This window comes from Pseudomonas indica NBRC 103045, from assembly GCF_002091635.1.
In the GTDB taxonomy this organism is placed as follows: Bacteria; Pseudomonadota; Gammaproteobacteria; order Pseudomonadales; family Pseudomonadaceae; genus Pseudomonas_M; species Pseudomonas_M indica.
This window is the reverse complement of the sequence record NZ_BDAC01000024.1, coordinates 43,829-68,374: the sequence shown is the minus strand read 5'-3', so window position 1 is coordinate 68,374 and position 24,546 is coordinate 43,829. Positions and strand designations below refer to the sequence as shown.

General features: G+C 63.4%; 24 protein-coding genes and 3 tRNA genes. 18 read left to right on the top strand and 9 right to left on the bottom strand.

Annotation, left to right across the window (positions count from 1 at the left end):
- Positions 1 to 68: 68 nt before the first annotated feature.
- The 9 genes from PIN01S_RS22335 to PIN01S_RS22295 all read left to right on the top strand — a co-directional run bounded on the left by PIN01S_RS22335 (position 69) and on the right by PIN01S_RS22295 (position 7,473).
- Entirely contained in the window at positions 69 to 350 is a 282-nt protein-coding gene (locus PIN01S_RS22335) for a topoisomerase II (protein WP_084339115.1), read from the top strand.
- Positions 351 to 411: 61 nt separating this feature from the next.
- Positions 412 to 1,413: a succinylglutamate desuccinylase gene (gene astE, locus PIN01S_RS22330; RefSeq protein ID WP_084339114.1), complete on the top strand. Its 1,002-nt coding sequence runs from the start codon at positions 412 to 414 to the stop codon at positions 1,411 to 1,413.
- Between the two features lie 101 nt (positions 1,414 to 1,514).
- On the top strand, positions 1,515 to 2,516 hold the full coding sequence (gene ltaE / locus PIN01S_RS22325) for a low-specificity L-threonine aldolase (RefSeq protein ID WP_084339113.1): 1,002 nt from the start codon (positions 1,515 to 1,517) through the stop codon (positions 2,514 to 2,516).
- Between the two features lie 145 nt (positions 2,517 to 2,661).
- Positions 2,662 to 5,286 (top strand): alanine--tRNA ligase, encoded by a 2,625-nt coding sequence (alaS, locus tag PIN01S_RS22320; RefSeq protein WP_084339112.1) that lies wholly within the window; start codon positions 2,662 to 2,664, stop codon positions 5,284 to 5,286.
- Positions 5,287 to 5,386: 100 nt separating this feature from the next.
- Entirely contained in the window at positions 5,387 to 6,622 is a 1,236-nt protein-coding gene (locus PIN01S_RS22315) for an aspartate kinase (RefSeq protein ID WP_084339111.1), read from the top strand.
- A gap of 180 nt (positions 6,623 to 6,802) precedes the next feature.
- Positions 6,803 to 6,988, top strand: a complete 186-nt coding sequence (csrA, locus tag PIN01S_RS22310) for a carbon storage regulator CsrA (RefSeq protein ID WP_084339110.1) — start codon at positions 6,803 to 6,805, stop codon at positions 6,986 to 6,988.
- A gap of 62 nt (positions 6,989 to 7,050) precedes the next feature.
- A tRNA-Ser gene (locus PIN01S_RS22305) sits at positions 7,051 to 7,141 on the top strand.
- Positions 7,142 to 7,246: 105 nt separating this feature from the next.
- Positions 7,247 to 7,323 (top strand) — tRNA-Arg (locus PIN01S_RS22300).
- 73 nt (positions 7,324 to 7,396) lie between these two features.
- Positions 7,397 to 7,473 (top strand) — tRNA-Arg (locus PIN01S_RS22295).
- A 38-nt stretch (positions 7,474 to 7,511) separates the two neighbouring features.
- Here PIN01S_RS22295 and PIN01S_RS22290 read toward each other — a convergent pair.
- Positions 7,512 to 8,003 carry a DUF4124 domain-containing protein gene (locus PIN01S_RS22290; RefSeq protein WP_084339109.1) on the bottom strand — a complete coding sequence of 164 codons (492 nt, stop codon included), beginning with the start codon at positions 8,001 to 8,003 and terminating at the stop codon, positions 7,512 to 7,514.
- 329 nt (positions 8,004 to 8,332) lie between these two features.
- On the opposite strand from PIN01S_RS22290, the gene mgtE reads away from it, so the two are divergent.
- The 4 genes from mgtE to PIN01S_RS22270 all read left to right on the top strand — a co-directional run bounded on the left by mgtE (position 8,333) and on the right by PIN01S_RS22270 (position 13,208).
- Positions 8,333 to 9,775, top strand: a complete 1,443-nt coding sequence (mgtE, locus tag PIN01S_RS22285) for a magnesium transporter (RefSeq protein WP_084339108.1) — start codon at positions 8,333 to 8,335, stop codon at positions 9,773 to 9,775.
- 227 nt (positions 9,776 to 10,002) lie between these two features.
- Positions 10,003 to 10,257: an OadG family protein gene (locus tag PIN01S_RS22280; protein WP_084339107.1), complete on the top strand. Its 255-nt coding sequence runs from the start codon at positions 10,003 to 10,005 to the stop codon at positions 10,255 to 10,257.
- Between the two features lie 25 nt (positions 10,258 to 10,282).
- On the top strand, positions 10,283 to 12,061 hold the full coding sequence (gene oadA, locus PIN01S_RS22275; RefSeq protein WP_084339106.1) for a sodium-extruding oxaloacetate decarboxylase subunit alpha: 1,779 nt from the start codon (positions 10,283 to 10,285) through the stop codon (positions 12,059 to 12,061).
- A gap of 10 nt (positions 12,062 to 12,071) precedes the next feature.
- The gene (locus PIN01S_RS22270; protein WP_084339105.1) at positions 12,072 to 13,208 is read left to right on the top strand and encodes a sodium ion-translocating decarboxylase subunit beta; all 1,137 of its coding nucleotides are present in this window, start codon (positions 12,072 to 12,074) and stop codon (positions 13,206 to 13,208) included.
- Between the two features lie 65 nt (positions 13,209 to 13,273).
- Here PIN01S_RS22270 and PIN01S_RS22265 read toward each other — a convergent pair whose 3' ends face one another.
- The 4 genes from PIN01S_RS22265 to PIN01S_RS22250 form a co-directional block, all read right to left on the bottom strand.
- Positions 13,274 to 13,771 (bottom strand): VOC family protein, encoded by a 498-nt coding sequence (locus tag PIN01S_RS22265; protein WP_084339104.1) that lies wholly within the window; start codon positions 13,769 to 13,771, stop codon positions 13,274 to 13,276.
- Between the two features lie 126 nt (positions 13,772 to 13,897).
- Positions 13,898 to 15,079 (bottom strand): acetyl-CoA C-acetyltransferase, encoded by a 1,182-nt coding sequence (locus tag PIN01S_RS22260; RefSeq protein WP_084339103.1) that lies wholly within the window; start codon positions 15,077 to 15,079, stop codon positions 13,898 to 13,900.
- A gap of 52 nt (positions 15,080 to 15,131) precedes the next feature.
- Positions 15,132 to 15,791: a CoA transferase subunit B gene (locus PIN01S_RS22255; RefSeq protein ID WP_084339102.1), complete on the bottom strand. Its 660-nt coding sequence runs from the start codon at positions 15,789 to 15,791 to the stop codon at positions 15,132 to 15,134.
- Positions 15,792 to 15,811: 20 nt separating this feature from the next.
- On the bottom strand, positions 15,812 to 16,510 hold the full coding sequence (locus PIN01S_RS22250) for a CoA transferase subunit A (RefSeq protein WP_084339101.1): 699 nt from the start codon (positions 16,508 to 16,510) through the stop codon (positions 15,812 to 15,814).
- Between the two features lie 125 nt (positions 16,511 to 16,635).
- On the opposite strand from PIN01S_RS22250, the gene PIN01S_RS22245 reads away from it, so the two are divergent.
- From PIN01S_RS22245 to PIN01S_RS22235, 4 genes are all read left to right on the top strand, one after another.
- Positions 16,636 to 17,553, top strand: a complete 918-nt coding sequence (locus tag PIN01S_RS22245) for a LysR family transcriptional regulator (RefSeq protein ID WP_084339100.1) — start codon at positions 16,636 to 16,638, stop codon at positions 17,551 to 17,553.
- Between the two features lie 36 nt (positions 17,554 to 17,589).
- On the top strand, positions 17,590 to 17,871 hold the full coding sequence (locus tag PIN01S_RS26545) for a hypothetical protein (protein WP_139198612.1): 282 nt from the start codon (positions 17,590 to 17,592) through the stop codon (positions 17,869 to 17,871).
- 42 nt (positions 17,872 to 17,913) lie between these two features.
- Positions 17,914 to 18,990 carry a 4-hydroxyphenylpyruvate dioxygenase gene (gene hppD, locus PIN01S_RS22240; protein WP_084339099.1) on the top strand — a complete coding sequence of 359 codons (1,077 nt, stop codon included), beginning with the start codon at positions 17,914 to 17,916 and terminating at the stop codon, positions 18,988 to 18,990.
- A 547-nt stretch (positions 18,991 to 19,537) separates the two neighbouring features.
- Positions 19,538 to 20,431, top strand: a complete 894-nt coding sequence (locus PIN01S_RS22235; RefSeq protein ID WP_084339097.1) for a DMT family transporter — start codon at positions 19,538 to 19,540, stop codon at positions 20,429 to 20,431.
- A 206-nt stretch (positions 20,432 to 20,637) separates the two neighbouring features.
- Here PIN01S_RS22235 and PIN01S_RS22230 read toward each other — a convergent pair whose 3' ends face one another.
- From PIN01S_RS22230 to PIN01S_RS22220, 4 genes are all read right to left on the bottom strand, one after another.
- The gene (locus tag PIN01S_RS22230; RefSeq protein ID WP_084339095.1) at positions 20,638 to 21,885 is read right to left on the bottom strand and encodes an OprD family porin; all 1,248 of its coding nucleotides are present in this window, start codon (positions 21,883 to 21,885) and stop codon (positions 20,638 to 20,640) included.
- 91 nt (positions 21,886 to 21,976) lie between these two features.
- The gene (locus PIN01S_RS27375; RefSeq protein ID WP_255251398.1) at positions 21,977 to 22,105 is read right to left on the bottom strand and encodes a hypothetical protein; all 129 of its coding nucleotides are present in this window, start codon (positions 22,103 to 22,105) and stop codon (positions 21,977 to 21,979) included.
- Positions 22,106 to 22,447: 342 nt separating this feature from the next.
- Positions 22,448 to 22,921 (bottom strand): peroxiredoxin, encoded by a 474-nt coding sequence (locus tag PIN01S_RS22225; RefSeq protein ID WP_084339093.1) that lies wholly within the window; start codon positions 22,919 to 22,921, stop codon positions 22,448 to 22,450.
- A gap of 10 nt (positions 22,922 to 22,931) precedes the next feature.
- A complete protein-coding gene (locus PIN01S_RS22220) occupies positions 22,932 to 23,489 on the bottom strand; it encodes a glycine cleavage system transcriptional repressor (RefSeq protein ID WP_084339091.1) in 558 nt (185 codons plus the stop codon).
- A gap of 167 nt (positions 23,490 to 23,656) precedes the next feature.
- Between PIN01S_RS22220 and dapA the strand changes: the two genes are divergently transcribed.
- The gene (gene dapA, locus PIN01S_RS22215) at positions 23,657 to 24,538 is read left to right on the top strand and encodes a 4-hydroxy-tetrahydrodipicolinate synthase (protein WP_084339089.1); all 882 of its coding nucleotides are present in this window, start codon (positions 23,657 to 23,659) and stop codon (positions 24,536 to 24,538) included.
- Positions 24,539 to 24,546 lie beyond the last annotated feature (8 nt).

Genomic DNA, 24,546 nt, shown 5'->3' with positions numbered 1-24,546 from the left:
GTTCCAGGCGGCAGGCTGCACGCTCGCCCAGGCTTGCAGCTTGTGACCTATAGCTTGGAGCTGATGTGATGTCCGATACCCTGCAACTGATCCTCGAAGATACCGACGGCACCCAACTGGAAACGTCCTGCACCCGTTTCGCCGTGGTCTGGCAAGGTCGCGAAGTGTGGATTCAGCAGGCTGGTAACGGCCAGTTGCTGATCGGCGTGGACGTCGAGGACAGTGACACGGAATACGCCAACCTGCTGTTGCGTCCGCTGGCGACCAACCTGGTCAGCCTGCAATTGGAAATGGAGCCGATCGAGGCGGATGACGAGGAACACGTGCACGGGCCGGACTGCGATCACTGACCGGCCACGCAGGGCGGCCCCACCGCACCAGGATTGATCCAATGGTTGTAGAGGTATCCCTATGCTAGCCCTCGGCAAACTGCTTGACCTGACCCTGGCCGGCCGCGAGCCGACCGAGAAGATCCAGTTGACCGCCGAGGGGACGCGCCTGCACTGGCTGACGGAAGGTGCGCTGGAAATCACTCCGCCCGGAGCCGCCGATTGCGGGCTCGACCTGCTGCTCTCCGCCGGTATCCATGGCAACGAAACCGCTCCCATCGAGCTGCTGGACCGCCTGGTCCAGGGCGTCGCCCGTGGCGAGTTGAGGCCGCGCGCGCGCATCCTCTTCCTGCTCGGCAACCCCGATGCCATGCGCCGGGGCGAACGCTACGTCGAGCACGACATCAACCGGCTGTTCTGCGGCCGGCACGAGGAATCCAGTGGTTTCGAAGCGTTGCGTGCCGCCGAGTTGGAGCGCCTGGCGACGTCCTTCTTCAGCAAGCCGGGGCGCACCCGCCTGCACTACGACCTGCACACCGCCATCCGCGGTTCGAAGATCGAACAATTCGCGCTCTATCCCTACCGCGAGGGCCGTGCGCATTCGCAGCGGGAGCTGGCCCGGTTGAAGGCGGCGGGCATCGAGGCGGTGCTGCTGCAGAACAAGACCGGCATCACCTTCAGCTCCTTCACCTACGCCCACCTGGAGGCCGAAGCCTTCACCCTGGAGCTGGGCAAGGCACGCCCCTTCGGGCAGAACGGCATCGTCAAGCTGGACCGTCTCGAAACCCTGCTGGAGCAGCTCATCGAAGGGCGCGAGGCGGAGAGCGAAGAAGATGGTGGGCTGGACGGTATGCAGCTGTTCACCGTGGCCCGGGAAATCATCAAGCACAGCGAAGGCTTCCGCCTGCACTTGCCGGACGACATCGAGAACTTCAGCGAGCTGCCAGTGGGCTACCTGCTGGCCGAGGACATCGCCGACACCCGCTGGGTGATCGAGGAGGAGGGTGCGCGCATCATCTTCCCCAATCCCAAGGTGAAGAACGGTCTGCGCGCCGGCATCCTCGTGGTGCCTGCGAATCTCTGAACCGGGCATTTGCCCGGTTTTTTCACCTGGCTGTATCTATCGGCACGGAGGCGCTCCGGGTAGGGTGTCAAACCTGACACCTTGATCAAGGAGCCCCTCCGATGTCCGTCATCGATCTGCGCAGCGATACCGTCACCCAGCCCACGCCCGGCATGCGCGAAGCGATGCTGCAGGCCGAGCTGGGGGACGATGTCTACGGCGAGGACCCTACCGTCAACCGGCTGGAGGCCTACCTGGCCGGACGTCTCGGTTTCGCCGCCGCGCTTTTCGTCCCCACCGGCACCATGAGCAACCTGCTCGGTCTGCTGGCGCACTGCGAGCGGGGCGACGAGTACATCGTTGGGCAGCAGGCGCACACCTATAAATATGAAGGCGGTGGCGCTGCCGTGCTTGGCTCGATCCAGCCGCAGCCGGTGGAAGTGGAGACCGACGGCTCGCTCGATCTGGAACGGGTGGCCGCGGCGATCAAGCCGGATGACTTCCATTTCGCCCGGACCCGCCTGCTGGCGCTGGAAAATACCATGCAGGGCAAGGTGCTGCCGATGTCCTACCTGGCTGCCGCGCGCGATTTCACCCGGCGTCATGGTCTCGCCCTGCATCTGGACGGGGCCCGGCTGTTCAACGCGGCGGTCAGGCTCGGGATCGATGCCCGGGATATCGCCGGGCATTTCGATTCCGTCTCGGTCTGTCTGTCCAAGGGGTTGGGCGCGCCGGTGGGGTCGGTGCTCTGCGGCTCGTCCGAGTTGATCGGCAAGGCGCGGCGCTGGCGCAAGATGGTCGGCGGCGGCATGCGCCAGGCCGGCGTGCTGGCGGCGGCGGGGCTCTATGCACTGGAGCATCTGGTCGAGCGCCTGGCCGAGGATCACGCCAATGCTGCCCGTCTCGGCGAGGGCTTGCGTGCCCTGGGCTTCGAGGTGGAGCCGGTGCAGACCAACATGGTCTACCTGAATGCCGGCGAGCAGGCCCAGGCGTTCAAGGCGACCGCCGCCGAGCGGGGTATCCGGCTGACCGCGGCGCCACGTCTTCGCATGGTGACCCATATGGATGTGTCCGCCGGGGATATCGAACGGGTAATTGACTTCTTCGCCTCCGTCCGTCGCTGAGGGCGGCGTTGGCGTTCGTCGGGGCCATGACCCTTCGCCCGTAGTCGGCATCTAACGAACAAAGCACTACCCCGATGGCGCAGGGCCGATATAATGCGGCCCTTTGCCGGCGTTTCCGTGGCCGCTGTTTTCCCTGGATGAAACTATGAAAAGCGCAGAAATCCGTGAAGCCTTCCTCCGCTTCTTCGAAGAGAAGGGGCACACCCGCGTCGCCTCCAGCTCCCTGATTCCGGGCAACGACCCGACCCTGCTGTTCACCAACGCCGGGATGAACCAGTTCAAGGACTGCTTCCTCGGCCTGGAAAAGCGCGCCTACACCCGCGCCGTCAGCAGCCAGAAGTGCGTTCGCGCCGGCGGCAAGCACAACGACCTGGAGAACGTCGGCTATACCGCGCGCCACCACACCTTCTTCGAAATGCTGGGCAACTTCAGCTTCGGCGATTATTTCAAGCGCGACGCCATTACCTACGCCTGGGAATTCCTGACGTCCGAAAAATGGCTGGGCCTGCCCAAGGACAAGCTCTGGGTCACCGTCTACGCCAGCGACGACGAGGCCTACGACATCTGGACCAAGGAAGTCGGCGTACCGGCCGAGCGCATGGTGCGCATCGGCGACAACAAGGGCGCTCCCTACGCCTCGGACAACTTCTGGGCGATGGGCGACACCGGCCCCTGCGGTCCATGCACCGAGATCTTCTATGACCACGGCCCGGACATCTGGGGCGGCCCGCCCGGTTCCCCGGAAGAAGACGGCGACCGCTACATCGAGATCTGGAACAACGTGTTCATGCAGTTCAACCGCACAGCCGATGGCGTAATGCACCCGCTGCCGGCACCGAGCGTGGACACCGGCATGGGCTTGGAGCGGATCAGCGCCGTGCTCCAGCACGTGCATTCGAACTACGAGATCGACCTGTTCCAGAACCTGCTCAAGGCCGCGGCCGACGCCATCGGTTGCGCCGAGGAAGGCCAGCCGTCGCTGAAGGTGGTGGCCGACCACATCCGCTCCTGCAGCTTCCTCATCGCCGACGGCGTGCTGCCGTCCAACGAAGGCCGTGGCTACGTGCTGCGCCGGATCATCCGTCGCGCCTGCCGCCACGGTAACAAGCTGGGCGCCAAGGGCAGCTTCTTCCACAAGATCGTCGCCGCCCTGGTGGCCGAGATGGGCGAGGCGTTCCCCGAGTTGAAGCAACAGCAGGCGCACATCGAGCGCGTGCTGAAAACCGAGGAAGAGCAATTCGCCAAGACCCTGGAGTTGGGTCTGAAGATTCTCGAACAGGATCTGGCCGAGCTGTCGGGTTCGGTCATTCCCGGCAACGTGGTGTTCAAGCTGTACGACACTTACGGCTTCCCGGTCGACCTGACCAACGACATCGCCCGCGAACGCGACCTGACCCTCGACGAAGAGGGCTTCGAGCGCGAAATGGAGGCCCAGCGCGAGCGTGCCCGTGCCGCCAGCGCCTTCGGCATGGACTACAACGCGCTGGTCAAGGTGGAAGGCGAGACCGTCTTCACCGGCTACCAGGGCACCCAGGGCAGCGGCAAGGTCGTTGCGTTGTTCCGCGATGGTGTGGTCGTCGAGCGCCTGAAAGAAGGCGAGCAGGGCGTCGTAGTCCTCGACCGTACCCCGTTCTACGCCGAGTCCGGTGGTCAGGTAGGCGACTGCGGCTACCTGTCGGCCAATGGCCTGCGCTTCGACGTGCGCGACACCACCAAGGCCGGCAACGCCTTCCTCCATCACGGTGTGCTGGACTGCGGCGTGCTGGAAGTCGGTGCGAGCATCGAAGCGACTGTCGACGCCTCGGTACGCCAGGCCACCGCGCTCAACCACTCCGCGACCCACCTGCTGCACGCGGCGCTGCGCCAAGTGCTCGGCGAGCATGTGCAACAGAAAGGCTCGCTGGTGGACAGCCAGCGCCTGCGCTTCGACTTCAGTCACTTCGAGGCAATCAAGCCGGAGCAACTGAAGGCCCTGGAAGACATCGTCAACGCCGAAATCCGCAAGAACTCCGAGGTCGAGACCGAGGAAACCGACATCGACACCGCCAAGGCCAAGGGCGCCATGGCGCTGTTCGGCGAGAAGTATGGCGATCAAGTGCGCGTCCTGACCATGGGCGGCGGTTTCTCCGTCGAGCTGTGCGGCGGTACTCACGTCTCCCGCACCGGCGACATCGGCCTCTTCAAGATCACCAGCGAAGGTGGCGTGGCGGCCGGCGTGCGCCGGATCGAAGCGGTTACCGGCGCGGCGGCACTGGCCTACCTGAACAATGCCGAAGAGCAGTTGAAGGAAGCGGCGGCGCTGGTCAAGGGCAGCCGCGAGAACCTGCTGGACAAGCTGGTCGGCGTGCTGGAGCGCAACCGTCAGTTGGAAAAGGAGCTGGAACAGCTCAAGGCCAAGGCCGCCAGCGCGGCAGGCGACGACCTGGCCGGCTCGGCGATCGAGGTCAAGGGCGTGAAAGTCCTGGCCGCACGCCTGGATGGTCTGGACGGCGATGCGCTGCTGGCGCTGGTCGACCAATTGAAGAACAAGCTCGGTCGCGCAGTGATCCTGCTCGGCGGGGCGCTGGAGGGCAAGGTGACACTGGTCGCCGGCGTCACCCAGGACCTGACCGGCCAACTCAAAGCCGGCGATCTGATGAAACAGGCCGCGGCGGCAGTCGGCGGCAAGGGCGGCGGACGTCCCGACATGGCCCGCGGCGGCGGCAGCGATGCCGCGGCGCTGGACCAGGCGCTGGCGCTGGCCGTGCCCTTCGTCGAACAGGGGCTCTGAGTCCCTCGGCCAAGGCGCCGCCCCACGCCCGGCGGGCCTTGGCAGGTAAGCCGCGTTGAATGTTTAATGGGCGCCCTTCACGGGATTAGGCGGCTTTGAAATGGCTTTGATCGTACAGAAATTTGGGGGCACCTCGGTCGGTAGCGTCGAGCGGATCGAGCAAGTGGCCGAGAAGGTGAAGAAGTTCCACGAGGCGGGCAACGATCTGGTGATCGTGGTCTCAGCCATGAGTGGCGAGACCAACCGCCTGATCGACCTCGCCAAGCAGATCAGCGAACAGCCGGTACCGCGCGAGCTGGACGTGATGGTCTCCACCGGCGAGCAGGTGACCATCGCGCTGCTGGCCATGGCACTGATCAAACGCGGCGTTCCGGCGATTTCCTACACCGGCAACCAAGTCCGCATCCTGACCGACAGCGCGCACAACAAGGCGCGCATCCTGCAGATCGACGACCAGAAGATCCGTGCCGACCTCAAGGCTGGCCGGGTGGTAGTGGTCGCCGGTTTCCAGGGCGTCGACGAGCACGGCAACATCACCACGCTCGGCCGTGGCGGTTCCGATACCACCGGTGTGGCGCTGGCGGCGGCCCTGAAGGCCGACGAATGCCAGATCTACACCGACGTCGACGGTGTCTACACCACCGATCCGCGCGTGGTGCCGCAGGCCCGTCGCCTGGACAAGATCACCTTCGAGGAAATGCTGGAAATGGCCAGCCTCGGCTCCAAGGTGCTGCAGATCCGTTCGGTGGAGTTCGCCGGCAAGTACAATGTTCCGCTGCGCGTGCTGCACAGCTTCCAGGAGGGTCCGGGCACCCTCATTACCCTTGATGAAGAGGAATCCATGGAACAGCCGATCATTTCCGGCATCGCCTTCAACCGCGACGAAGCCAAGCTGACCATCCGTGGCGTGCCGGATACCCCCGGCGTGGCCTTCAAGATCCTCGGCCCGATCAGCGCCGCCAACATTGAAGTGGACATGATCGTGCAGAACGTCGCACACGATAACACCACCGACTTCACCTTCACCGTGCACCGCAACGACTACCATAACGCGCTGCAGGTGTTGGAAAGCACCGCCCGCGAGATCGGTGCCCGCGAAGTGGTTGGTGACACCAAGATCGCCAAGGTTTCCATCGTCGGCGTCGGCATGCGCTCCCACGCCGGGGTTGCCAGCCGCATGTTCGAGGCGCTGGCCAAGGAAAGCATCAACATCCAGATGATCTCCACCTCCGAAATCAAGGTGTCCGTGGTGATCGAGGAGAAGTACCTGGAGCTGGCGGTGCGTGCGCTGCATACCGCTTTCGAGCTGGACGCTCCGGCCCGACAGGGCGAGTGAGGCTTTGACCCGGAAGGCGCGGACGAAACCCGCGCCTTTCGTCTTTTTTGACTGGCCCGGAGGAACTTTCCTTTTATCCGGGCTGGTCAATACTTGGGTGTAGGTCCGGCCGTTCGGCCGAGCGCTGACACCATTTTTCTTTTTGCAGACTGTTGGTCCTGTACCGTGAAGGAGAAAGGAATGCTGATTCTGACTCGCCGGGTCGGAGAGACCCTGATGGTTGGTGATGAGGTGACTGTCACCGTGTTGGGAGTGAAAGGCAATCAGGTGCGCATAGGCGTCAATGCCCCGAAGGAGGTGGCCGTGCACCGTGAAGAGATCTACCAGAGAATCCAGAAAGAGAAAGATCAAGAACCAAGCCACTAATTTTTCTCTAATTTTTGGCTTTGCAAGCGGGGCAAAGATGGGTATGATGCGCCCCGTGTTGCGGAGAGGTGGCCGAGAGGCCGAAGGCGCTCCCCTGCTAAGGGAGTACACCTCAAAAGGGTGTCGGGGGTTCGAATCCCCCCCTCTCCGCCATTGCATTACCTAGGGTGTGATGCAGGTGCTGAAGCGGTAAGTGATTGAGCTTATTCGAAAAAGCACTTGATAATCGGATTTCGATCCCTATAATGCGCAGCCCACGCACTCATAGCTCAGCTGGATAGAGTACCCGGCTACGAACCGGGCGGTCGGAGGTTCGAATCCTCCTGAGTGCGCCATATCGAGGATGGCTTGCAGCGATGCAGGCCATTTTGTTTCAACCAGCGGTGATCTGGTCTAAAAGCACCACACGCACTCATAGCTCAGCTGGATAGAGTACCCGGCTACGAACCGGGCGGTCGGAGGTTCGAATCCTCCTGAGTGCGCCATATCGAAAAGGCCTGCAGCGATGCAGGCCTTTTTCGTTTCAGCGCTTTCCTCTCACGCAGCCGGATTCGTCGAAGCTCACTTGCCGGCTGTTTCCCTTCGCATCCCGGTAGTGGTAGCGGGTCTGGCCGTTCTGCCGGCTGATGCGGTCCGGCTTGCCCAACGCGCTTTCCACGTCTGCCCGTGTCATACCGGCGCGTATCTCTTGCTTGACCATTGCTTCCCGGCGGGCAGTGCCGGTCACCTGGTTGCCGCAGCCATCCTGGCGCTCGCCTACCACGAGCACCGCGCCCGTTTCCCGCCTCTCCTGGCGGGCGGCCTTGCCCGGCTTGGCCATCGGAACCGGCTTGCCTCCGCCTGGGGTGGGGTTGTGGGCATCCTGCAACTGCTGATCCTGGTCGGTGGGGCAGCCGTTCAGGGTGAAGGTGACATGGCCGGTCGCATCGACGCAGCGAAAGACGGTCGAAGCCAACAGGGTGGGAGAAGGGTAGAGCAGTGCCGCGCAGAGCGTGGCGCGTAGCAGTCCTTGCATGGGGAGTCCTCCTGACGAATGCCCGTACACGCTAAGGGCTTTGTCGGGAGGCTTCCTTGACGTCCGTTGCGTGTCTTCCATGACATGGTTGGCGTCGCAACGAAACAGGGTCAGGTTGCGCTGAGGTTTTTGCTGCAAACACTTGTTCTTGCCAAGTTTTTGTCACGCGCAAATGGCCGGCTCGGTGTATCATTGCCCGCGTCAGCCCCGCCGGGGCTTGTGGGATACCACCATGGACTTACCCAGTAGTTACTCCGAACCGCGATTGTTGAACGTAAAGACCGATTGAGCCCCTATGGCGTGCCCGCCAACTGGGGGCGGAGCGCGCTATGACTGAAGTAGAAGCCAAAAAGCCGCAAGAGAGCCTGCAAGACCGTCTGTCGCAGGTGATCGACCTCCTGCACCGGCACAAGCTGGTCGAAGACCTGACTCATCGCCAGGAAGGCCACCATCACGAACTGGTGGAAAACCTGGTCCATCGGCAGAACCTCGCCGAGCTGCAACGCAAGCTCGATGAACTGCACCCCGCCGACGTCGCCCATATCCTCGAAGCCCTGCCGCTGAACGACCGCCTGACCGTCTGGCAGTTGGTCAAGGCCGAGCGCGACGGCGACATCCTCCTCGAAGTATCCGACGCCGTGCGCGAGTCGCTGATCGCCGACATGGACGATCACGAGATCCTCGCTGCCGCGAAGGAGATGGATGCCGATGAACTGGCCGACTTGGCGCCCGAACTGCCGCGCGATGTCGTCCATGAGCTCATGGAATCCCTCGATGCCCAGCAGCGCGAGCGCGTGCGTTCGGCGTTGTCCTACGAGGAGGACCAGGTCGGTGCCCTGATGGACTTCGAGATGGTCACCATCCGCGATGACGTCGCCCTCGAAGTGGTGCTGCGCTACCTGCGCCGTCTGAAGGAACTGCCGGGGCACACCGACAAGCTGTTCGTAGTGGACTACGACGGCATCCTCAAGGGTGTGCTGTCGATCAAGCGCCTGCTGGTCAACGACCCTGAGAAGTTGGTGGCCGAGGTGATGGCCAACGATCCGGTGAGTTTCCATCCGGACGACGATGCCTATGACGCCGCCCAGGCGTTCGAACGCTATGACCTGATTTCCGCACCGGTGGTGGAGAAGAACGGCAAGCTGATCGGCCGTCTGACCATCGACGCCATGGTCGACCTGATCCGTGAGGAGAGCGAAAGCGAAGTCCTCAGCATGGCCGGTCTGCGCGAAGAGGAAGACATCTTCGCCTCGGTCTGGAAATCGGTGCGCAACCGCTGGGCCTGGCTGGCAATCAACCTGATCACCGCCTTCGTCGCCTCGCGAGTGATCGGCATGTTCGAAGGCTCCATCGAGAAGCTGGTGGCCCTCGCGGCGCTGATGCCCATCGTCGCCGGCATCGGCGGCAACTCCGGCAACCAGACCATCACCATGATCGTGCGCGCCATGGCGCTGGATCAGGTCGGCACCGGCAATACCTCGCGGCTGCTGCGCAAGGAACTGGTGGTGGCCTTGATCAACGGCTTGGTCTGGGGCGGTGTCATCGGCGCAGTCGCCTATGGCCTGTACGGCAGTTGGTCGCTGGGCGTGGTAATGACGGCGGCGATGACCCTGAACCTGCTGCTGGCCGCGTTGATGGGGGTGCTGATTCCCATGACACTGGTACGCCTTGGTCGCGACCCGGCCATGGGCTCCAGTGTCATGATCACGGCGATGACCGACAGCGGCGGCTTCTTCATTTTCCTCGGCCTGGCCACGCTGTTCCTACTCTAAAAGGAAGATTGCCGTTTCGACCAAAGATACGAAGCGGCAACGGCCTGTCTCGCTGCGACGTAATGACGCTTTTTCGTCTGGATATGTCCCTTTGGCGGGTCTGGCGTTTGCTTCAAACGCGCGTTTCAGGCTAAGGTTCGCCAGTTTGCCCGGGGCATGGCGCTCCGGGTGCTCCCCTTCTTCTAATTAAAAGAACGCGGCGGTCAGCCGCAGGTAAAGGAGCTACGATGACGTCCAGTCAACTCCTGCTCGAGGGTGTCGAGCTCATGCTGTTCGGCATGGGATTCGTCTTTTTCTTCCTCGCTTTGCTGGTATTCGCCATCCGCCTGATGTCCCGCCTGATTGGGCGCTTTGCGGCGGCCGCCCCGGTTCCTGCCGTCGCTCCTCTGCCGGTCAGGGCTGCCTCCGCACCGGAGCCGGAAGCCGATCTGCTCGCCGCTATCCAGTCCGCCATCCACCAGCACCGCGCCCGCCGCGGTTGATCCAGGTCCGATAGGGAGTTTTCGCATGACTGCCGTTAAACAAGCACTCGGTATCACCGATGTGGTGCTGCGTGATGCCCATCAGTCGATCCTCGCCACGCGCCTGCGCCTGGAAGACATGCTGCCGATCGCGCCGAAGCTCGATCAGGTCGGCTTCTGGTCGGTGGAGTCCTGGGGCGGGGCGACCTTCGATGCCTGCATCCGCTATCTCGGCGAGGACCCGTGGGAGCGCATCCGCGCACTGAAGAAGGCCATGCCCAATACCCGTCAGCAGATGCTGCTGCGCGGGCAGAACCTGCTCGGCTACCGCCACTATGCGGACGACGTGGTGGAAAAATTCGTCGAGCGTGCCGCAGTCAACGGTGTCGACGTGTTCCGTGTGTTCGACGCGATGAACGATCCGCGTAACCTGCAGACCGCCCTGCAGGCGGTGAAACGCCAGGGCAAGCACGCCCAGGGCACTATTTCCTACACCACCAGCCCGGTGCATACCCTGGAAATGTGGGTCGATCTGGCCAAGCAGATCGAAGACATGGGGGCCGACTCGGTGGCGATCAAGGATATGGCGGGCATCCTTACGCCCTATATCGCCTTCGAGCTGGTCTCGCGCCTGAAGGCCAGCCTGTCGATCCCGATCCACATGCAGTGCCACGCCACGGCCGGCCTGTCCACCGCCGCCATCCTCAAGGCCGTCGAGGCGGGCATCGATAACGTCGATACCGCTATCTCCTCCCTGTCCATGACCTACGGGCACTCTCCGACCGAGTCGGTGGTCGCCATCTTCCAAGGGACCGAGCGCGACACCGGCCTGAATCTGGAGCTGCTGGAGGAAATCGCCGCCTACTTCCGCGAGGTGCGCAAGAAGTACGCGAAGTTCGAGGGCAATCTCAAGGGCGTCGACTCGCGCATCCTGGTCGCCCAGGTGCCGGGCGGCATGCTCACCAACATGGAAAGCCAGCTCAAGGAGCAGGGCGCCCAGGACAAGTTCGACCAGGTGCTGGCCGAGATTCCGCGGGTGCGCGAAGACCTCGGCTTCATCCCGCTGGTGACCCCGACTTCGCAGATCGTCGGTACCCAGGCAGTGATCAACGTGCTCACCGGCGAGCGCTACAAGTCGATCACCAAGGAAACCGCCGGCGTGCTCAAGGGCGAATACGGTGCCGCGCCCGCGCCGTTCAACGCTGAGCTGCAGGCCCGCGTGCTCGACGGCGGCGAGGCCATCACCTGCCGTCCGGCCGATCTGCTCGATGCCGAGATGGACAAGCTGACCGCCGAGCTCAAGGGTATCGCTCAGGAGAAAGGCTTCAAGCTGGCCAAGGACGAGATCGACGATGTCCTGACCTATGCGCTTTTCCCCCAGATCGGCCTGAAGTTCCTGGAGAACCGCGGCAACCCGGCGGCCTTCGAACCGGCTCCGACCGGCAAGGAAATGCCTGCCCGCGAAGCCGGCAAGCCCGAGGTCTATACCGTCGACGTCAACGGCAAGTCCTTCGTCGTTCAGGTCAACGAGGGCGGCGACATCACTGGCATCAAGCCGCTGGGCGGTGCAGCCGCGGCGTCCTCCGCTCCGGCCAGCGTGCCGGCGGGCGGCGGCGAACCGCAGAGCGCGCCGTTGGCGGGCAACATTTTCAAGGTGCTGGTCCAGCCCGGCCAGGCGGTGCAGGAGGGCGATCTGGTGATCATCCTCGAGGCGATGAAGATGGAAACCGAGATCCGTGCCTTCAAGAGCGGCACCATCGGGAGCGTCAACGTCAAGGTCGGCGACGCGGTGGCGGTGGGCGACAGCCTGCTGACCATCGGCTGAGGAGTCATCGATGGAGAAGCTCCTCAAACTCTGGCAGAGCACTGGCCTGTATCACTTGGAACCGGGGCAGGCGCTGATGATCGTTGTCTGCCTGGGGCTGATCTACCTGGCGATCCGCAAGGGCTTCGAACCCTTGCTGCTGATCCCGATCGGCTTCGGCGGCATTCTGTCCAACATCCCGGTGGCCGACATGGCCGAAGGGGCGGGCGTACTGCACCTGTTCTACGAAGTGGGTTTGCCGACCAGTGTGTTCCCGCTCTTGATCTTCATGGGCGTGGGGGCGATGACCGATTTCGGCCCCATGCTGGCGAACCCCAAGACCCTGCTGCTCGGCGCCGCCGCCCAGTTCGGGATCTTCGGTACGTTGATCGGCGCCCTGGCGCTGACCGCGATGGGGATTCCCGGCATGGAGTTCACCCTGAAGGAGGCCGCGTCCATCGCCATCATCGGCGGCGCGGACGGCCCGACCTCGATCTTCGTGACCTCCAAGCTGGCGCCGGACCTGCTCGGTCCCATCGCCGTGGCGGCCTATTCCTACATGGCCCTGGTGCCGCTGATCCAGCCACCGATCATGCGAGCCCTCACCAGTAAGGAAGAGCGTGCCATCGTCATGCAGCAATTGCGGCATGTCAGCCAGGCCGAGAAGATCGTCTTCCCGCTGGTGCTCTGCCTGCTGGTCGGTCTATTGCTGCCGGACGCCGCGCCGCTGGTGGGCATGTTCGCCTTCGGCAACCTGCTGCGTGAATGCGGCGTGGTGGAGCGCTTGGCGGATACCTCGCGCAACGCGCTGATCAATATCGTGACCATCGCCCTGGGCCTGACCGTCGGTTCCAAGCTGTCGGCGGATGCCTTCCTGCAGATGAAGACCCTGGGCATCCTGCTGCTCGGCATGGTCGCCTTCTGTGGCGGTACCGCGGCGGGTGTGCTGATGGCCAAGCTGATGAACCTGTTCAGCACGCAGAAGATCAACCCGTTGATCGGCTCGGCCGGCGTCTCCGCGGTGCCGATGGCGGCGCGGGTGTCGAACAAGGTCGGCCTGGAGGCCAACCCGCAGAACTTCCTGCTGATGCACGCCATGGGGCCGAACGTGGCCGGTGTGATCGGTTCGGCGGTGGCGGCGGGTGTTCTGCTGAACTTCGTCGGCTGATAGAACGGGGCGGGTTCGTCGATGCGAACCCGCCAGTTCATTCCCTCGATCCGGCTGTAGGCGCGCTACCCGCGATAGGCCCGGCGCAGCGGCTCGAGTTCGATCTTCTTCATCTGTAGCATCGCGGTGAATGCCCGCTGCGATTTCGCTTCGTCCGGGTCGGCGATCATGTCGAGCAGTTCGGTGGGCGTCACCTGCCAGGACAGGCCGAACCGGTCCTTCAGCCAGCCGCACTGTTGGGCGCGCTCATCGCCGCCCGCGGACAGGCGCTCCCAGTAATAATCCACTTCCTCCTGGTTGCGGCAGTTCACTTGCAGCGAAATGGCTTCGTTGAAGGTGAATACCGGGCCGCCGTTGAGTGCGGTGAAGCTCTGGCCGTCCAGTTCGAACTCTACGGTCATCACTGCGCCGGCCGGGCGGCCATGGATTTCCCGCCCGGCTTCGCCGTAGCGGGTGATGGTGACGATCCGTGAATTGGGAAAAATGCCGGTATAGAACCGAGCGGCGTCTTCGCCCTGGTCATCGAACCACAGGCAGGGGGTGATGGTTTGGATGCGTTGCATGGCGTTCCTCCTTGTCGTCGCGGCAATGGGCTGCGATTGAAAGGTAGTCGTTCGGCAGGGAGCCGGATCGACAGGAGGAACGAAAAGAATGGCTTGCGACGTGTCGCACATCGCAAGCCGTGGGCCTCAGTCGCGCTCGATCGCCAGGGCCACGCCCTGGCCGCCGCCGATGCAGAGGGTGGCCAGACCCTTCTTCGCGTCGCGCTTGATCATTTCATGCAGCAGCGTCACCAGTACGCGGCAGCCGGACGCGCCGATGGGATGGCCGAGGGCGATGGCGCCGCCATTCACGTTGACCTTGGCGGCGTCCCAACCCAGTTCCTTGCCGACTGCCAGCGACTGGGCGGCGAAGGCTTCGTTGGCTTCGATCAGGTCCAGTTGGTCCAGGGACCAGCCGGCTTTCTCCAGGCAGCGGCGGGTGGCCGAGACCGGCCCGATACCCATGATCGCCGGGTCGACGCCCGCGTTGGCGTAGGCCTTGATCCGCGCCAGTACCGACAGGCCCAGGGCGGCGGCTTTGTCGGCGCTCATCATCAGGACGGCGGCGGCGCCGTCGTTGAGGCTGGAGGCGTTGCCGGCGGTCACGCTGCCGTCCTTCTTGAAGGCCGGCTTCAGCTTGGCGAGGCTGGCTGCGCTGGTATCCGGGCGCGGGTGCTCGTCGGTGTCGAAGGCCAACGGGTCACCCTTGCGCTGAGGGATCAGGATCGGCGTGATCTCATCCTTGAAACGGCCTTCTTCGATGGCGGCTACCGCTTTTTGTTGCGAGGCGGCGGCGAAGGCGTCCTGTTCTTCACGGGCGATGCCGTATTTGTCCACCAGGTTCTCGGCGGTGATGCCCATGTGGTAGTCGTTGAAGGCGTCCCACAGACCATCGGTGATCATGCTGTCGACCAGTTGGGCATGACCCATGCGCAGCCCGGTGCGGGCCTTCGGCAGCACGTAGGGCGACAGGCTCATGTTTTCCTGACCGCCGGCGACGATCACCTCGGCGTCGCCGCAGCGGATCGCCTGGGCCGCCAGGTGCAGTGCCTTAAGGCCGGAGCCGCAGACCTTGTTCAAGGTCAGCGCCGGGACGATATGGGGCAGGCCGGCCTGGATCGCCGCCTGGCGCGCCGGGTTCTGACCCGAGCCGGCGGTGAGCACCTGGCCGAGGATGACTTCGTCCACCTGCGCGCCGTCCAGGCCGGTCTGTTCCAGCAGGCGACGGATGACGGCCGCACCGAGTTCCGGGGCGGGGATGTTCGCCAGCGAGCCCTGGAAACTGCCGATGGCGGTACGGGTGGCGGCGACGATAACGACGTCTTTCATTGCGTCTCTCCAGAAGGCGCGAGCCTCGCAGGGCGAGGCTCGACGAAAAGGATCAGTCGAATTGCATTTCCGGTACGTGGTCGGGGATCACCAGCTCACCGGCGGTCCTGGCCCGGATTTCCTCCACACTAACACCTGGCGCGCGCTCCCGGAGGAAGAAGGCGCCGTTCTCGATCTCCAGGTAGGCGAGGTCGGTGAGCACGCGCTTGATGCAGCCGGCGCCGGTCAGCGGCAGGGTGCAGCGTGGCAGCAGCTTCGACTCGCCGTCCTTGGAGGCGTGGGTCATCACTACGATGATGTTCTCCGCGCCGGCCACCAGGTCCATGGCGCCGCCCATGCCTTTCACCAGCTTGCCGGGGATCATCCAGGACGCGATGTTGCCCATCACGTCCACTTCGAAGGCGCCGAGCACGGTCAGGTCTACGTGGCCTCCACGAATCATGGCGAAGGATTCGGCGGAATTGAAGATGGAAGCGCCGACACGGGCGGTGACCGTCTGTTTGCCGGCGTTGATCATGTCGGCGTCGATCTCGTCCTCAGTGGGGAAGGCGCCCATGCCGAGCAGGCCGTTTTCCGATTGCAGCATCACCTCCATGCCCTCGGGGACATAGTTGGCGACGAGGGTGGGAATACCGATGCCCAGGTTGACGTAGTAGCCGTCCTGCAGTTCGCGGGCGATGCGCTGGGCCATTTGTTCGCGGGTAAGTGCCATGGTCTATGCCTCTCGTTCGGTCAGCTGCGGACGGTGCGCTTTTCGATGCGCTTCTCGAAGGTGCCGCAGATGATGCGGTCGACGTAGATGCCGGGAGTGTGGATCTGGCTCGGGTCCAGTTCGCCGGGCTCGACGATTTCCTCCACTTCCACCACGGTGATCTTCCCGGCGGTGGCAGCCAGCGGGTTGAAGTTCTGCGCGGTATGGCGATAGACGACGTTGCCGTAGCGGTCGGCCTTCCAGCCCTTGACGATGGCGAAGTCGCCGGTAATGGCGTGTTCGAGGATGTAGCGACGGCCGCCGAACTCGCGTACTTCCTTGCCTTCGGCGACCGGTGTGCCGTGGCCGGTGGCAGTGTAGAAGGCCGGGATACCAGCGCCGCCGGCACGCATCTTCTCCGCCAGGGTACCTTGCGGCGTCAGTTCCACTTCCAGCTCGCCGTTGAGCAACTGCTGCTCGAACAGGGCGTTTTCGCCGACATAGGAGGCGATCATCTTGCGGATCTGCCGGTCTTCCAGCAGCACGCCGAGACCGAAGCCATCGACGCCGCAGTTGTTGGAGACCACGGTCAGGCCGCGGGTGCCTTTGCGTTTGATTTCGGCGATGAGGTTTTCAGGGATGCCGCAGAGGCCGAACCCGCCGGCCAGGACGGTCATGCCGTCCTCCAGGCCCTCCAGGGCTTCGGCGTAGGTACTCACGCGCTTGTCGAAACCTGCCATCGGTGTTTCCTCTTATTGTTGGGCGGTGGGTGCGTGCGAGGGAGTTTTCCGTGGCAGGACTTATTTGTTAAGTTGAATTTTCAAAAGTATTGATTTGATAAATCGAATAGTCGCTGAGGCTCTCCATGACCGTCAAACAGCTCCGTGCCTTTCTGGCTGTGGCGCAAACCCTCAGCTTCGCCCAGGCCTGCGAGCGGTTGCACCTGTCGCAGTCGGCCCTGAGCCTGACGATCAAGGCGCTGGAAGACAGCCTCGGTGGGCGCCTGTTCAGCCGCACTACCCGTGCCGTCAGCCTGACGCCGGAAGGTGAGGCCTTGGTGCCGCTGGCGCGGCGTCTGTTGGCCGAATGGGACAACGCCGAAGACGAGCTGCGCCAGCGCTTCACCCTGCGCCAGGGGCGCGTTGCCCTGGCGGCCATGCCGTCCTTCGCCGGCAACCTGCTGCCGCCGATCCTCAAGGACTTCCGGGCGCGCTATCCGCGTATCGGCGTGACGGTCAACGACGTGATCAACGAGCAGGTCATCGAGATGGTTCGCGACCGCCACGTGGAGCTGGGGATCGCCTTCGAGCCGGAGCCGAGCACGCCGCTGAGCTTCATGCCGCTCTACGTCGATCGTTTCGTTGCCGTGGTGCCGCTCGATTCCGCTCTCGCGGAGCGCGAGGAGGTGGGTTGGGCGGAGCTGCTGGAGCAGCCGTTCGTCACACTGCAGCGGCCTTCAACCGTGCGTGTCATGCTCGAGGAGCACCTGCGGGAGAGAGGGCTGAAGTTGCCGGTGGTGTTCGAAAGCCACCAACTCGCCACGGTTGGACGGATGGTCGGCAGCGGGCTGGGCGTGAGTGCCGTGCCTGCGCTGTGCCGGATGCAGATGCGCGAACTGGGTGCACGTTGTATCCGTCTGCGCGACCCGGTGATCGAGCGGCCGGTGGGTATCCTCACCAAGCCGGGGCACGAACTTTCCGTCGCCGCACAGGCGCTCGCCGATACCCTGCTGGCGGCTCGGCTGGATTTGAAGTGGGGCGAGGTTTCTCGAGAGGGCGAATGAATTCGGCCCTAGCGAGCGCGATCCGCTGTGCTTGACATGGGGCGACAACTCCCGCAGATTTCGTTTTACGTAACTGGTTTACGCAAAAACAAAAACGAGGCGCTCATCATCGGGCGTCCACCTTGCGCGCGGACAGGTCATGAACTTTCCTCTTCCTTATGGTTCTTTCTTCATTCGGGGCTGCCGGCCGGCATTCCCGTGTGGCTTCCGCGCAGCATCGCACGCATGAAAATCCTCGGTTTCCAATTGATCATGGGCGACTACCTCGCCCGCAGCGTGCGGGGGATTTCCTGTGCGCCGCCGCTGACCAGGCATTGACCGTCCACACCCTTTGCCTTGTCTGTCAGTTAGGAGCCGATCATGGCCGACCTGTTTGAAAATCCCATGGGCCTCATGGGTTTCGAGTTCATCGAATTCGCTTCGCCCACCCCGAATGTCATCGAGCCGGTGCTGGAGCACATGGGCTTCACCCATGTGGCGAACCACCGCTCCAAAGACGTGGCGCTGTACCGCCAGGGTGAGATCAACGCCATCGTCAACCGCGAACGCAAGAGTCACGCCGCTTACTTCGCGGCTGAGCATGGGCCGTCGGTATGCGGCATGGCGTTCCGCGTCAAGGACGCGCAGAAAGCTTACAACCGTGCCTTGGAGCTGGGCGCCCAGGCCATCGAGATGCCCACCGGGCCGATGGAGCTGCGCCTGCCGGCGATCAAGGGCATCGGCGGTGCGCCGCTGTACCTGATCGACCGCTTCGGCGAAGGCAGCTCCATCTATGACATCGATTTCGTCTACCTCGACGGCGTGGATCGCCATCCGGTGGGGGCCGGCCTGAAGATCATCGACCACCTGACCCACAACGTATACCGCGGGCGTATGGCCTACTGGGCCGATTTCTACGAGAAGCTGTTCAACTTCCGCGAGATTCGCTACTTCGACATCAAGGGCGAGTACACCGGTCTGACCTCCAAGGCGATGACTGCGCCGGACGGCATGATTCGTATCCCGCTGAACGAGGAGTCGTCGAAAGGAGCGGGGCAGATCGAAGAGTTCCTGATGCAGTTCAACGGCGAAGGCATTCAGCATATGGCTTTCCTCACCGATGACCTGATCAAGACCTGGGATGCGCTCAAGGCCCGTGGCACCCGCTTCATGACCGCGCCGCCGGAGACTTACTACGAGATGCTCGAAGGCCGCCTGCCGAATCATGGCGAGCCGGTGGACGAGCTGAAGTCGCGCGGCATCCTGCTCGACGGTACCTCCGAAGACGGTGAGCGCCGGTTGCTGCTGCAGATTTTCTCGGAAACGCTGCTCGGCCCGGTGTTCTTCGAGTTCATTCAGCGCAAGGGCGACAGCGGCTTCGGCGAAGGCAACTTCAAGGCGCTGTTCGAATCCATCGAACGCGACCAGATTCGCCGGGGCGTGCTGACCACGCCATGACGAACGGGCGAATAAATTCGCCCCTACACGGAATTGCCGCCCGCACCAACTGCCCCCTCGCCCCTCTGGGGAGAGGGCTGGGGTGAGGGGGGGGCTAAGTCGTACGCATTACTACCAGATCCCGCATGACAAATGGGCGAATAAACTCGCCCCCAGCACGGGCCAGCAGCCTCACACGAACTACCCCCTCGCCCCCCTGGGGAGAGGGCTGGGGTGAGGGGTGGGCTAGGTCGTACGCATCACCGCCGGATCACGCATGACAAACAGGCGAATAAATTCGCCCCAGCACGAACCAGCAGCCGCACACGAACTACCCCCTCGCCCCTCTGGGGAGAGGGTTGGGGTGAGGGGGGAGGGGCTAAGTCGTACGCATCACCCCCGGATCACGCATGACAAAACGGGCGAATAAATTCGCCCCTACACGGATTGGCAAGTCTTGGAGCGGACGGTCACAACACCGATTCGCGTGCTGGCCTTCTCTTTCCCGACAGGAGATGCGATAACGGACGTCTTCAGGCGCGCCAGCGCCAAGTCCGAGCCTTTCCTCATGATCCTGCGTCTTCCATCCCCGAGCGGTGCTCCGCATCCGCTCCTGGGTATCCTCTTGATCAGCGCGGCGGTATTGCTGTTCGCCGTGCTCGATAGTCTGTCGAAATACCTGTCCGCTTTTCACAGCGTGGTGATGCTGGTGTGGTTCCGTTATGCGGTGCACACCCTGCTGCTGGCCGGCGTGCTGCTACCGCGCCGTGGGCTTGGTCTGTTGCGCAGCAAGCGGCCGCTGCTGCAGGGGCTGCGCGGGCTGTGCCTGTTTGCCACCAGCATGCTGTTCATCAGCGGGCTGCGCTATCTGCCATTGGGCGAGGCGACGGCGATCAACTTCCTGGCGCCGTTGCTGGTCACGGTACTGGCGGTGCCGTTGCTGGGCGAGCGGGCGACCCGTGGTCAATGGGTCGCCGTCGGCGCAGGGTTCCTCGGCGTGCTGATCATCGTCCGCCCGGGCGGCGGCCTGATGACGCCGGCGATGTTGTTCCCGCTGGGTTCGGCGACCTGCTTCGGGCTTTACCAACTGATCACCCGGCGGATTGCGGGCACGGACGATGCCGCGACTACCAACCTGATCACCGGAGTGATCGGCACCCTGGGCACCAGCCTGCTGTTGCCGTTCTTCTGGGAGACGGCCTCTCCCGGCCATATTCTCGGCATGGCGGCCCTGGGCGTGATCGGCCTGTCCGGGCACATGCTGCTCACCTGGGCCTTTCTTTATGCCTCGCCGGTGCTGCTGGCGCCGTTCAGCTATGGGCAGATCCTCTTCGCCGGGTTGCTCGGCTACCTGTTGTTCGATCACGTACCGGATGCCGGTGCCTTGCTGGGCATGGCGGTGATCGCCTTGAGCGGCCTTGCCGTGGCGTTGAGGCAGCGGCGTCAGACGGGGCGGGGGTGAAGGCAATCAGGTTCTGCAAAGAGCCTTCGCCAGCAGAGCTGGCTCCTACGAAAAGCGGGCGGAGGTGGACTACCGCTTGTAGGGGCGAATTCATTCGCCCGGCGAGGGCAGCCCCAAAAGCCATCCCTCAGCAGAACAGCTCCTGCAAAAAAAAGCCCGTCGCAAGGACGGGCCAAATGCCGTAAACACAGGAGCGAAGCGGGGTCTTACAGGATCGACAGCGGGTAGTTGAAGATCAGGCGGTTCTCGTCGAAGTCGCTATTGTTCCAATCGCGACGGACGCTGGAATTGCGCCAGCGGACGTTGAGGTTCTTGAGCGGGCCGGCCTGCACGGTGTAGGCCAGTTCGAAGTCGCGAATCCATTCCTTGCCGTCGTCGACGCCGCCGGCATCCACGTCCTCGCCGTGGATGTAGCGGATCATGCTGACCAGCCCCGGAATACCGACGCCGGCGAAGTTGTAGTCGTAGCGCGCCTGCCAGGAGCGTTCGTCGGCGTTGTCGAAGCTGGAATTGAAGCTGTCGTTGCCGAGGGTGCCGCCGCTGGTGCCGCCGACGCGCATCCAGCCGTTATCGCCGCTGACCTTCTGCAGGCCGACGTAGAAGGCATGGCTGCCGACCTTGGCGGAGAACAGGCCGGAGAGGGTCTTGTTGTCCAGTTCGCCGGCCAGTTCGCTGCCATCCTCGCGGCCGATGAAATAGCCGACGTTGGCGCCGAGGGTCCAGTCGCCGAGAGGCTGGCTATGAACGACGTTGAAATACTGCTGGCTGTAGATGTCCTTCAGTTCGGCATTCCAGAGCCCGATGAGGGTGCGCTTGTCGTTGAACGCGTATTCGCCGCCGAGGTAGTTGAAGCGGTCGGAGGCGGCACCGAAGGCGGTCATGTCTTCCATGCTGGCGTCATTGCGGGTGCTGGTCTGGCGCATCTGGCCGGCATGCAGGGTGAGGCCGTCGATCTCGGTGGAGGTGAGCATGCCGCCCTGGAAGGTCTGCGGTAGCGAGCGACCATCGTCGGCGCGGAGGATCGGCAGCACCGGGAACAGTTCGCCGACCTTCAACTCGGTCTTGCTCAGCTTGGCCTTGGCGGCAACGGCGAGGCGGCCGAAGTCATCGGCGGGGCGGCCGTCGTCATGCACCGGGAGGAGCTGGGTGCCGCGGGTGCCCTTGCCGCCATCGAGCTTGACCGAGAACAGACCGAGGGCATCGACGCCGAAACCGACCGGGCCGGGGGTATAGCCGGACTGGACATTGAGAATGAAGCTCTGGGTCCATTCTTCGGCACGGCTTTGGCTGTTGCTAGGGTCGCGGAAGTCGCGGTTGATGTAGTAGTTGCGCAGGTTGAGGCTGACTTTGGTGTCGTCGATGAAGCCTTCGGCCTGGGCTGCGAGGGGCAAGGTGGAGAGGGTCAGGACACCAGCGGCGAGCAGGGCGCCGGTCAGGGGTTTGAGTGAAGGCATTTGTTATTTTTCTCCCAAGTTGCGGATAGCCGTCCCCCTGCGGGCATGGCCCGCATGAACAGGAACGTGTGAGTTGCCCTGGCTGAGGGCGTCAGGTCTGGCCGGGGTGTGTCGGCCAGGCGTTCGCTTCAGGCCGTTGGCCTTCGGCGAATTCGTCGAAACTGGAGGGCAGCGATCCGCATGGCAGGAACGGTTGATCCGTGGTGGCGATGCGGGTCATGCGGAGCGTTCGGATAGGGCGTCCGATCACTGTGGACATCAGATGAGTCCGATGCTGGTCAGGACGCCGTCCGGTTTGCCTTGAGGGTGCGGAAATAGCGAGGAAAAAGGGCTTCATAGTGCTGTCGAAGTCTCGTTCTTGTTATTTTTGTCATATGTCATCGTACAACTGTGAGGATTATCGTCAGCCCTTTTTCCGTTTGTCAACGGGGAAGACTGTCAATGAGCCAATGGTATAAGGGCGTCGAAGGGCATCGAGCGCTTCTGCTGGTAGGAGCGGGTCGTATGATGACGAGCAGGGAGGATTCTCGCCAGCCCGGGCGGCCGGCGAGCGATGGGGCGTTCAGGCCTTGTTCAGCGCCTGGGCGGCCGCGAGTACCGCATCGACATGGCCGGGGACTTTCACCCCGCGCCATTCCTGGCGCAGGACGCCTTCCTTGTCGATCAGGAAAGTGCTGCGGTCGATACCCATGTACTCCTTGCCGTAGAGCTTTTTCAGCTTGATCACATCGAACAACTGGCAGAGCGATTCATCCGCATCGGAAATCAGCTCGAACGGGAATTCCTGCTTGCACTTGAAATTCTCGTGAGACCTCAGGCTGTCGCGGGAAACGCCGAAGATCACCGTATTGGCCGCAGCGAACTCGGCGTGCCGGTCGCGGAAGCCCTGGCCTTCGGTGGTGCAACCGGGGGTGCTGTCCTTGGGATAGAAGTAGATCACCACCTGCTTGCCCTTGAGGGCTGACAGCGATACCTGCTGCCCATTGGTGGCCTGGGCGGTGAAGTCGGCGACGGCTTGGTCGAGGGCGACGGCCATGAAAATCTCCTTATGGGTTCTGCGGGCGCCAGGGCTCTATCAGGGCATCCAGGTTCAGCGCGTCGGCGAAGTCCAGGAACTGATCGCGCAGCCAACTGATCTGGGTGCCCGGCGGCAGGGTCACGGTGAGGGTGGCGTTGAGCATGGTGCCGCCGGTCTGCGGGGCCTGGTAGGTGTCGCACGTGAGGCTCTCCAGTTCCACCCGGTGATCGATGAAGAACTGGCACAGCTCGTTGAGGATGTCCGGGCGGTAGGCGGCGCTCACGTAGGCGACGTAGGGCAGCGATTGCGGGCGGCTTTCCAGCGCCGAGCTGCGCTTCACGCTGATGGTCAGCGAATGACGCTTGGCCAGGGTCGGCAGGCTGGTCTCCAGGCGCGCGAGTGCATCCCAACTGCCGGACACCTGAAGGATCAGGGCGCTGTACTCACCGTGCCGGGTCAGGCGGCTGCTCACCACCGCGCAGCGGTTCTCCTGGCTGGCGCGGCACAGTACGTTGGTCAGCTCCATGGGGTTGGCGCCGAGGGCACTGATGACGAGAAATTGTTCGCGGACGGGAGGGGTGGACATGCAGCATTCCTAAAGCGAAGGGAGGGCGGCATCGACTGTGTCGGCCAAAGCCGGAAGGTTAGCGAAAAGCGCTGCCCAGGGGAATGCTCGTGGCGTTGTCCTTCGCTTGTGCAAGGCAGGAGCCGACAGTACCATTACGGCTCTCTTTTTCCGGCAGGAGCGGTTGCATGATTTCGGGCAGCATGGTGGCACTGGTCACGCCCATGGATGCGCAGGGCGGTCTTGATTGGGACAGCCTGGGCAAACTGGTGGACTTCCATCTGCAAGAGGGCACCAATGCCATCGTCGCGGTCGGCACCACAGGTGAGTCCGCCACGCTGGAAGTGTCCGAGCATGTCGAAGTCATCCGCCGCGTGGTCGACCAGGTCAAAGGCCGGATTCCGGTCATCGCCGGTACGGGTGGCAACTCCACCCGCGAATCGGTCGAACTGACCCGCGCGGCCAAGGACGTCGGTGCCGATGCCTGCCTGCTGGTGACCCCGTATTACAACAAGCCGACCCAGGAAGGCCTGTACCAGCATTTCCGCCATATCGCCGAAGCGGTGGCGATTCCGCAGATTCTCTATAACGTACCCGGCCGTACCGCCTGCGACATGCTGCCGGAGACCGTCGAGCGGCTGTCCAAGGTGGCCAACATTATCGGCATCAAGGAAGCGACCGGCGACCTGCAGCGCGGCCGTGAGGTGCTGGATCGCGTGAGCAAGGACTTCCTCGTCTATTCCGGCGACGACGCCACCGCCGTCGAGCTGATGCTGATGGGCGGCAAGGGCAATATCTCCGTGACCGCCAACGTCGCACCGCGCGCCATGAGCGAACTCTGTGCCGCCGCCATGCGGGGCGATGCCGCCGCCGCGCGGGCGATCAACGATCGCCTGATGCCGCTGCACAAGGCGCTGTTCATCGAGTCCAACCCGATTCCGGTGAAGTGGGCGCTCCACGAGATGGGGCTGATCCCCGATGGTATCCGTCTGCCGCTGACCTGGCTCAGCCCGCGTTGCCACGAGCCGCTGCGTCAGGCCTTGCGCCAGTCCGGCGTCATGGCTCAATGAAGGAATCC

Coding starts and splice junctions, on each gene's coding strand:
- PIN01S_RS22335 (WP_084339115.1), top strand. CDS start 69: ATGTCCGATACCCTGCAACTGATCCTCGAAGATACCGACGGCACCCAA.
- astE (WP_084339114.1), top strand. CDS start 412: ATGCTAGCCCTCGGCAAACTGCTTGACCTGACCCTGGCCGGCCGCGAG.
- ltaE (WP_084339113.1), top strand. CDS start 1,515: ATGTCCGTCATCGATCTGCGCAGCGATACCGTCACCCAGCCCACGCCC.
- alaS (WP_084339112.1), top strand. CDS start 2,662: ATGAAAAGCGCAGAAATCCGTGAAGCCTTCCTCCGCTTCTTCGAAGAG.
- PIN01S_RS22315 (WP_084339111.1), top strand. CDS start 5,387: ATGGCTTTGATCGTACAGAAATTTGGGGGCACCTCGGTCGGTAGCGTC.
- csrA (WP_084339110.1), top strand. CDS start 6,803: ATGCTGATTCTGACTCGCCGGGTCGGAGAGACCCTGATGGTTGGTGAT.
- PIN01S_RS22290 (WP_084339109.1), bottom strand. CDS start 8,003: ATGCAAGGACTGCTACGCGCCACGCTCTGCGCGGCACTGCTCTACCCT.
- mgtE (WP_084339108.1), top strand. CDS start 8,333: ATGACTGAAGTAGAAGCCAAAAAGCCGCAAGAGAGCCTGCAAGACCGT.
- PIN01S_RS22280 (WP_084339107.1), top strand. CDS start 10,003: ATGACGTCCAGTCAACTCCTGCTCGAGGGTGTCGAGCTCATGCTGTTC.
- oadA (WP_084339106.1), top strand. CDS start 10,283: ATGACTGCCGTTAAACAAGCACTCGGTATCACCGATGTGGTGCTGCGT.
- PIN01S_RS22270 (WP_084339105.1), top strand. CDS start 12,072: ATGGAGAAGCTCCTCAAACTCTGGCAGAGCACTGGCCTGTATCACTTG.
- PIN01S_RS22265 (WP_084339104.1), bottom strand. CDS start 13,771: ATGCAACGCATCCAAACCATCACCCCCTGCCTGTGGTTCGATGACCAG.
- PIN01S_RS22260 (WP_084339103.1), bottom strand. CDS start 15,079: ATGAAAGACGTCGTTATCGTCGCCGCCACCCGTACCGCCATCGGCAGT.
- PIN01S_RS22255 (WP_084339102.1), bottom strand. CDS start 15,791: ATGGCACTTACCCGCGAACAAATGGCCCAGCGCATCGCCCGCGAACTG.
- PIN01S_RS22250 (WP_084339101.1), bottom strand. CDS start 16,510: ATGGCAGGTTTCGACAAGCGCGTGAGTACCTACGCCGAAGCCCTGGAG.
- PIN01S_RS22245 (WP_084339100.1), top strand. CDS start 16,636: ATGACCGTCAAACAGCTCCGTGCCTTTCTGGCTGTGGCGCAAACCCTC.
- PIN01S_RS26545 (WP_139198612.1), top strand. CDS start 17,590: ATGGGGCGACAACTCCCGCAGATTTCGTTTTACGTAACTGGTTTACGC.
- hppD (WP_084339099.1), top strand. CDS start 17,914: ATGGCCGACCTGTTTGAAAATCCCATGGGCCTCATGGGTTTCGAGTTC.
- PIN01S_RS22235 (WP_084339097.1), top strand. CDS start 19,538: ATGATCCTGCGTCTTCCATCCCCGAGCGGTGCTCCGCATCCGCTCCTG.
- PIN01S_RS22230 (WP_084339095.1), bottom strand. CDS start 21,885: ATGCCTTCACTCAAACCCCTGACCGGCGCCCTGCTCGCCGCTGGTGTC.
- PIN01S_RS27375 (WP_255251398.1), bottom strand. CDS start 22,105: ATGACCCGCATCGCCACCACGGATCAACCGTTCCTGCCATGCGGATCG.
- PIN01S_RS22225 (WP_084339093.1), bottom strand. CDS start 22,921: ATGGCCGTCGCCCTCGACCAAGCCGTCGCCGACTTCACCGCCCAGGCC.
- PIN01S_RS22220 (WP_084339091.1), bottom strand. CDS start 23,489: ATGTCCACCCCTCCCGTCCGCGAACAATTTCTCGTCATCAGTGCCCTC.
- dapA (WP_084339089.1), top strand. CDS start 23,657: ATGATTTCGGGCAGCATGGTGGCACTGGTCACGCCCATGGATGCGCAG.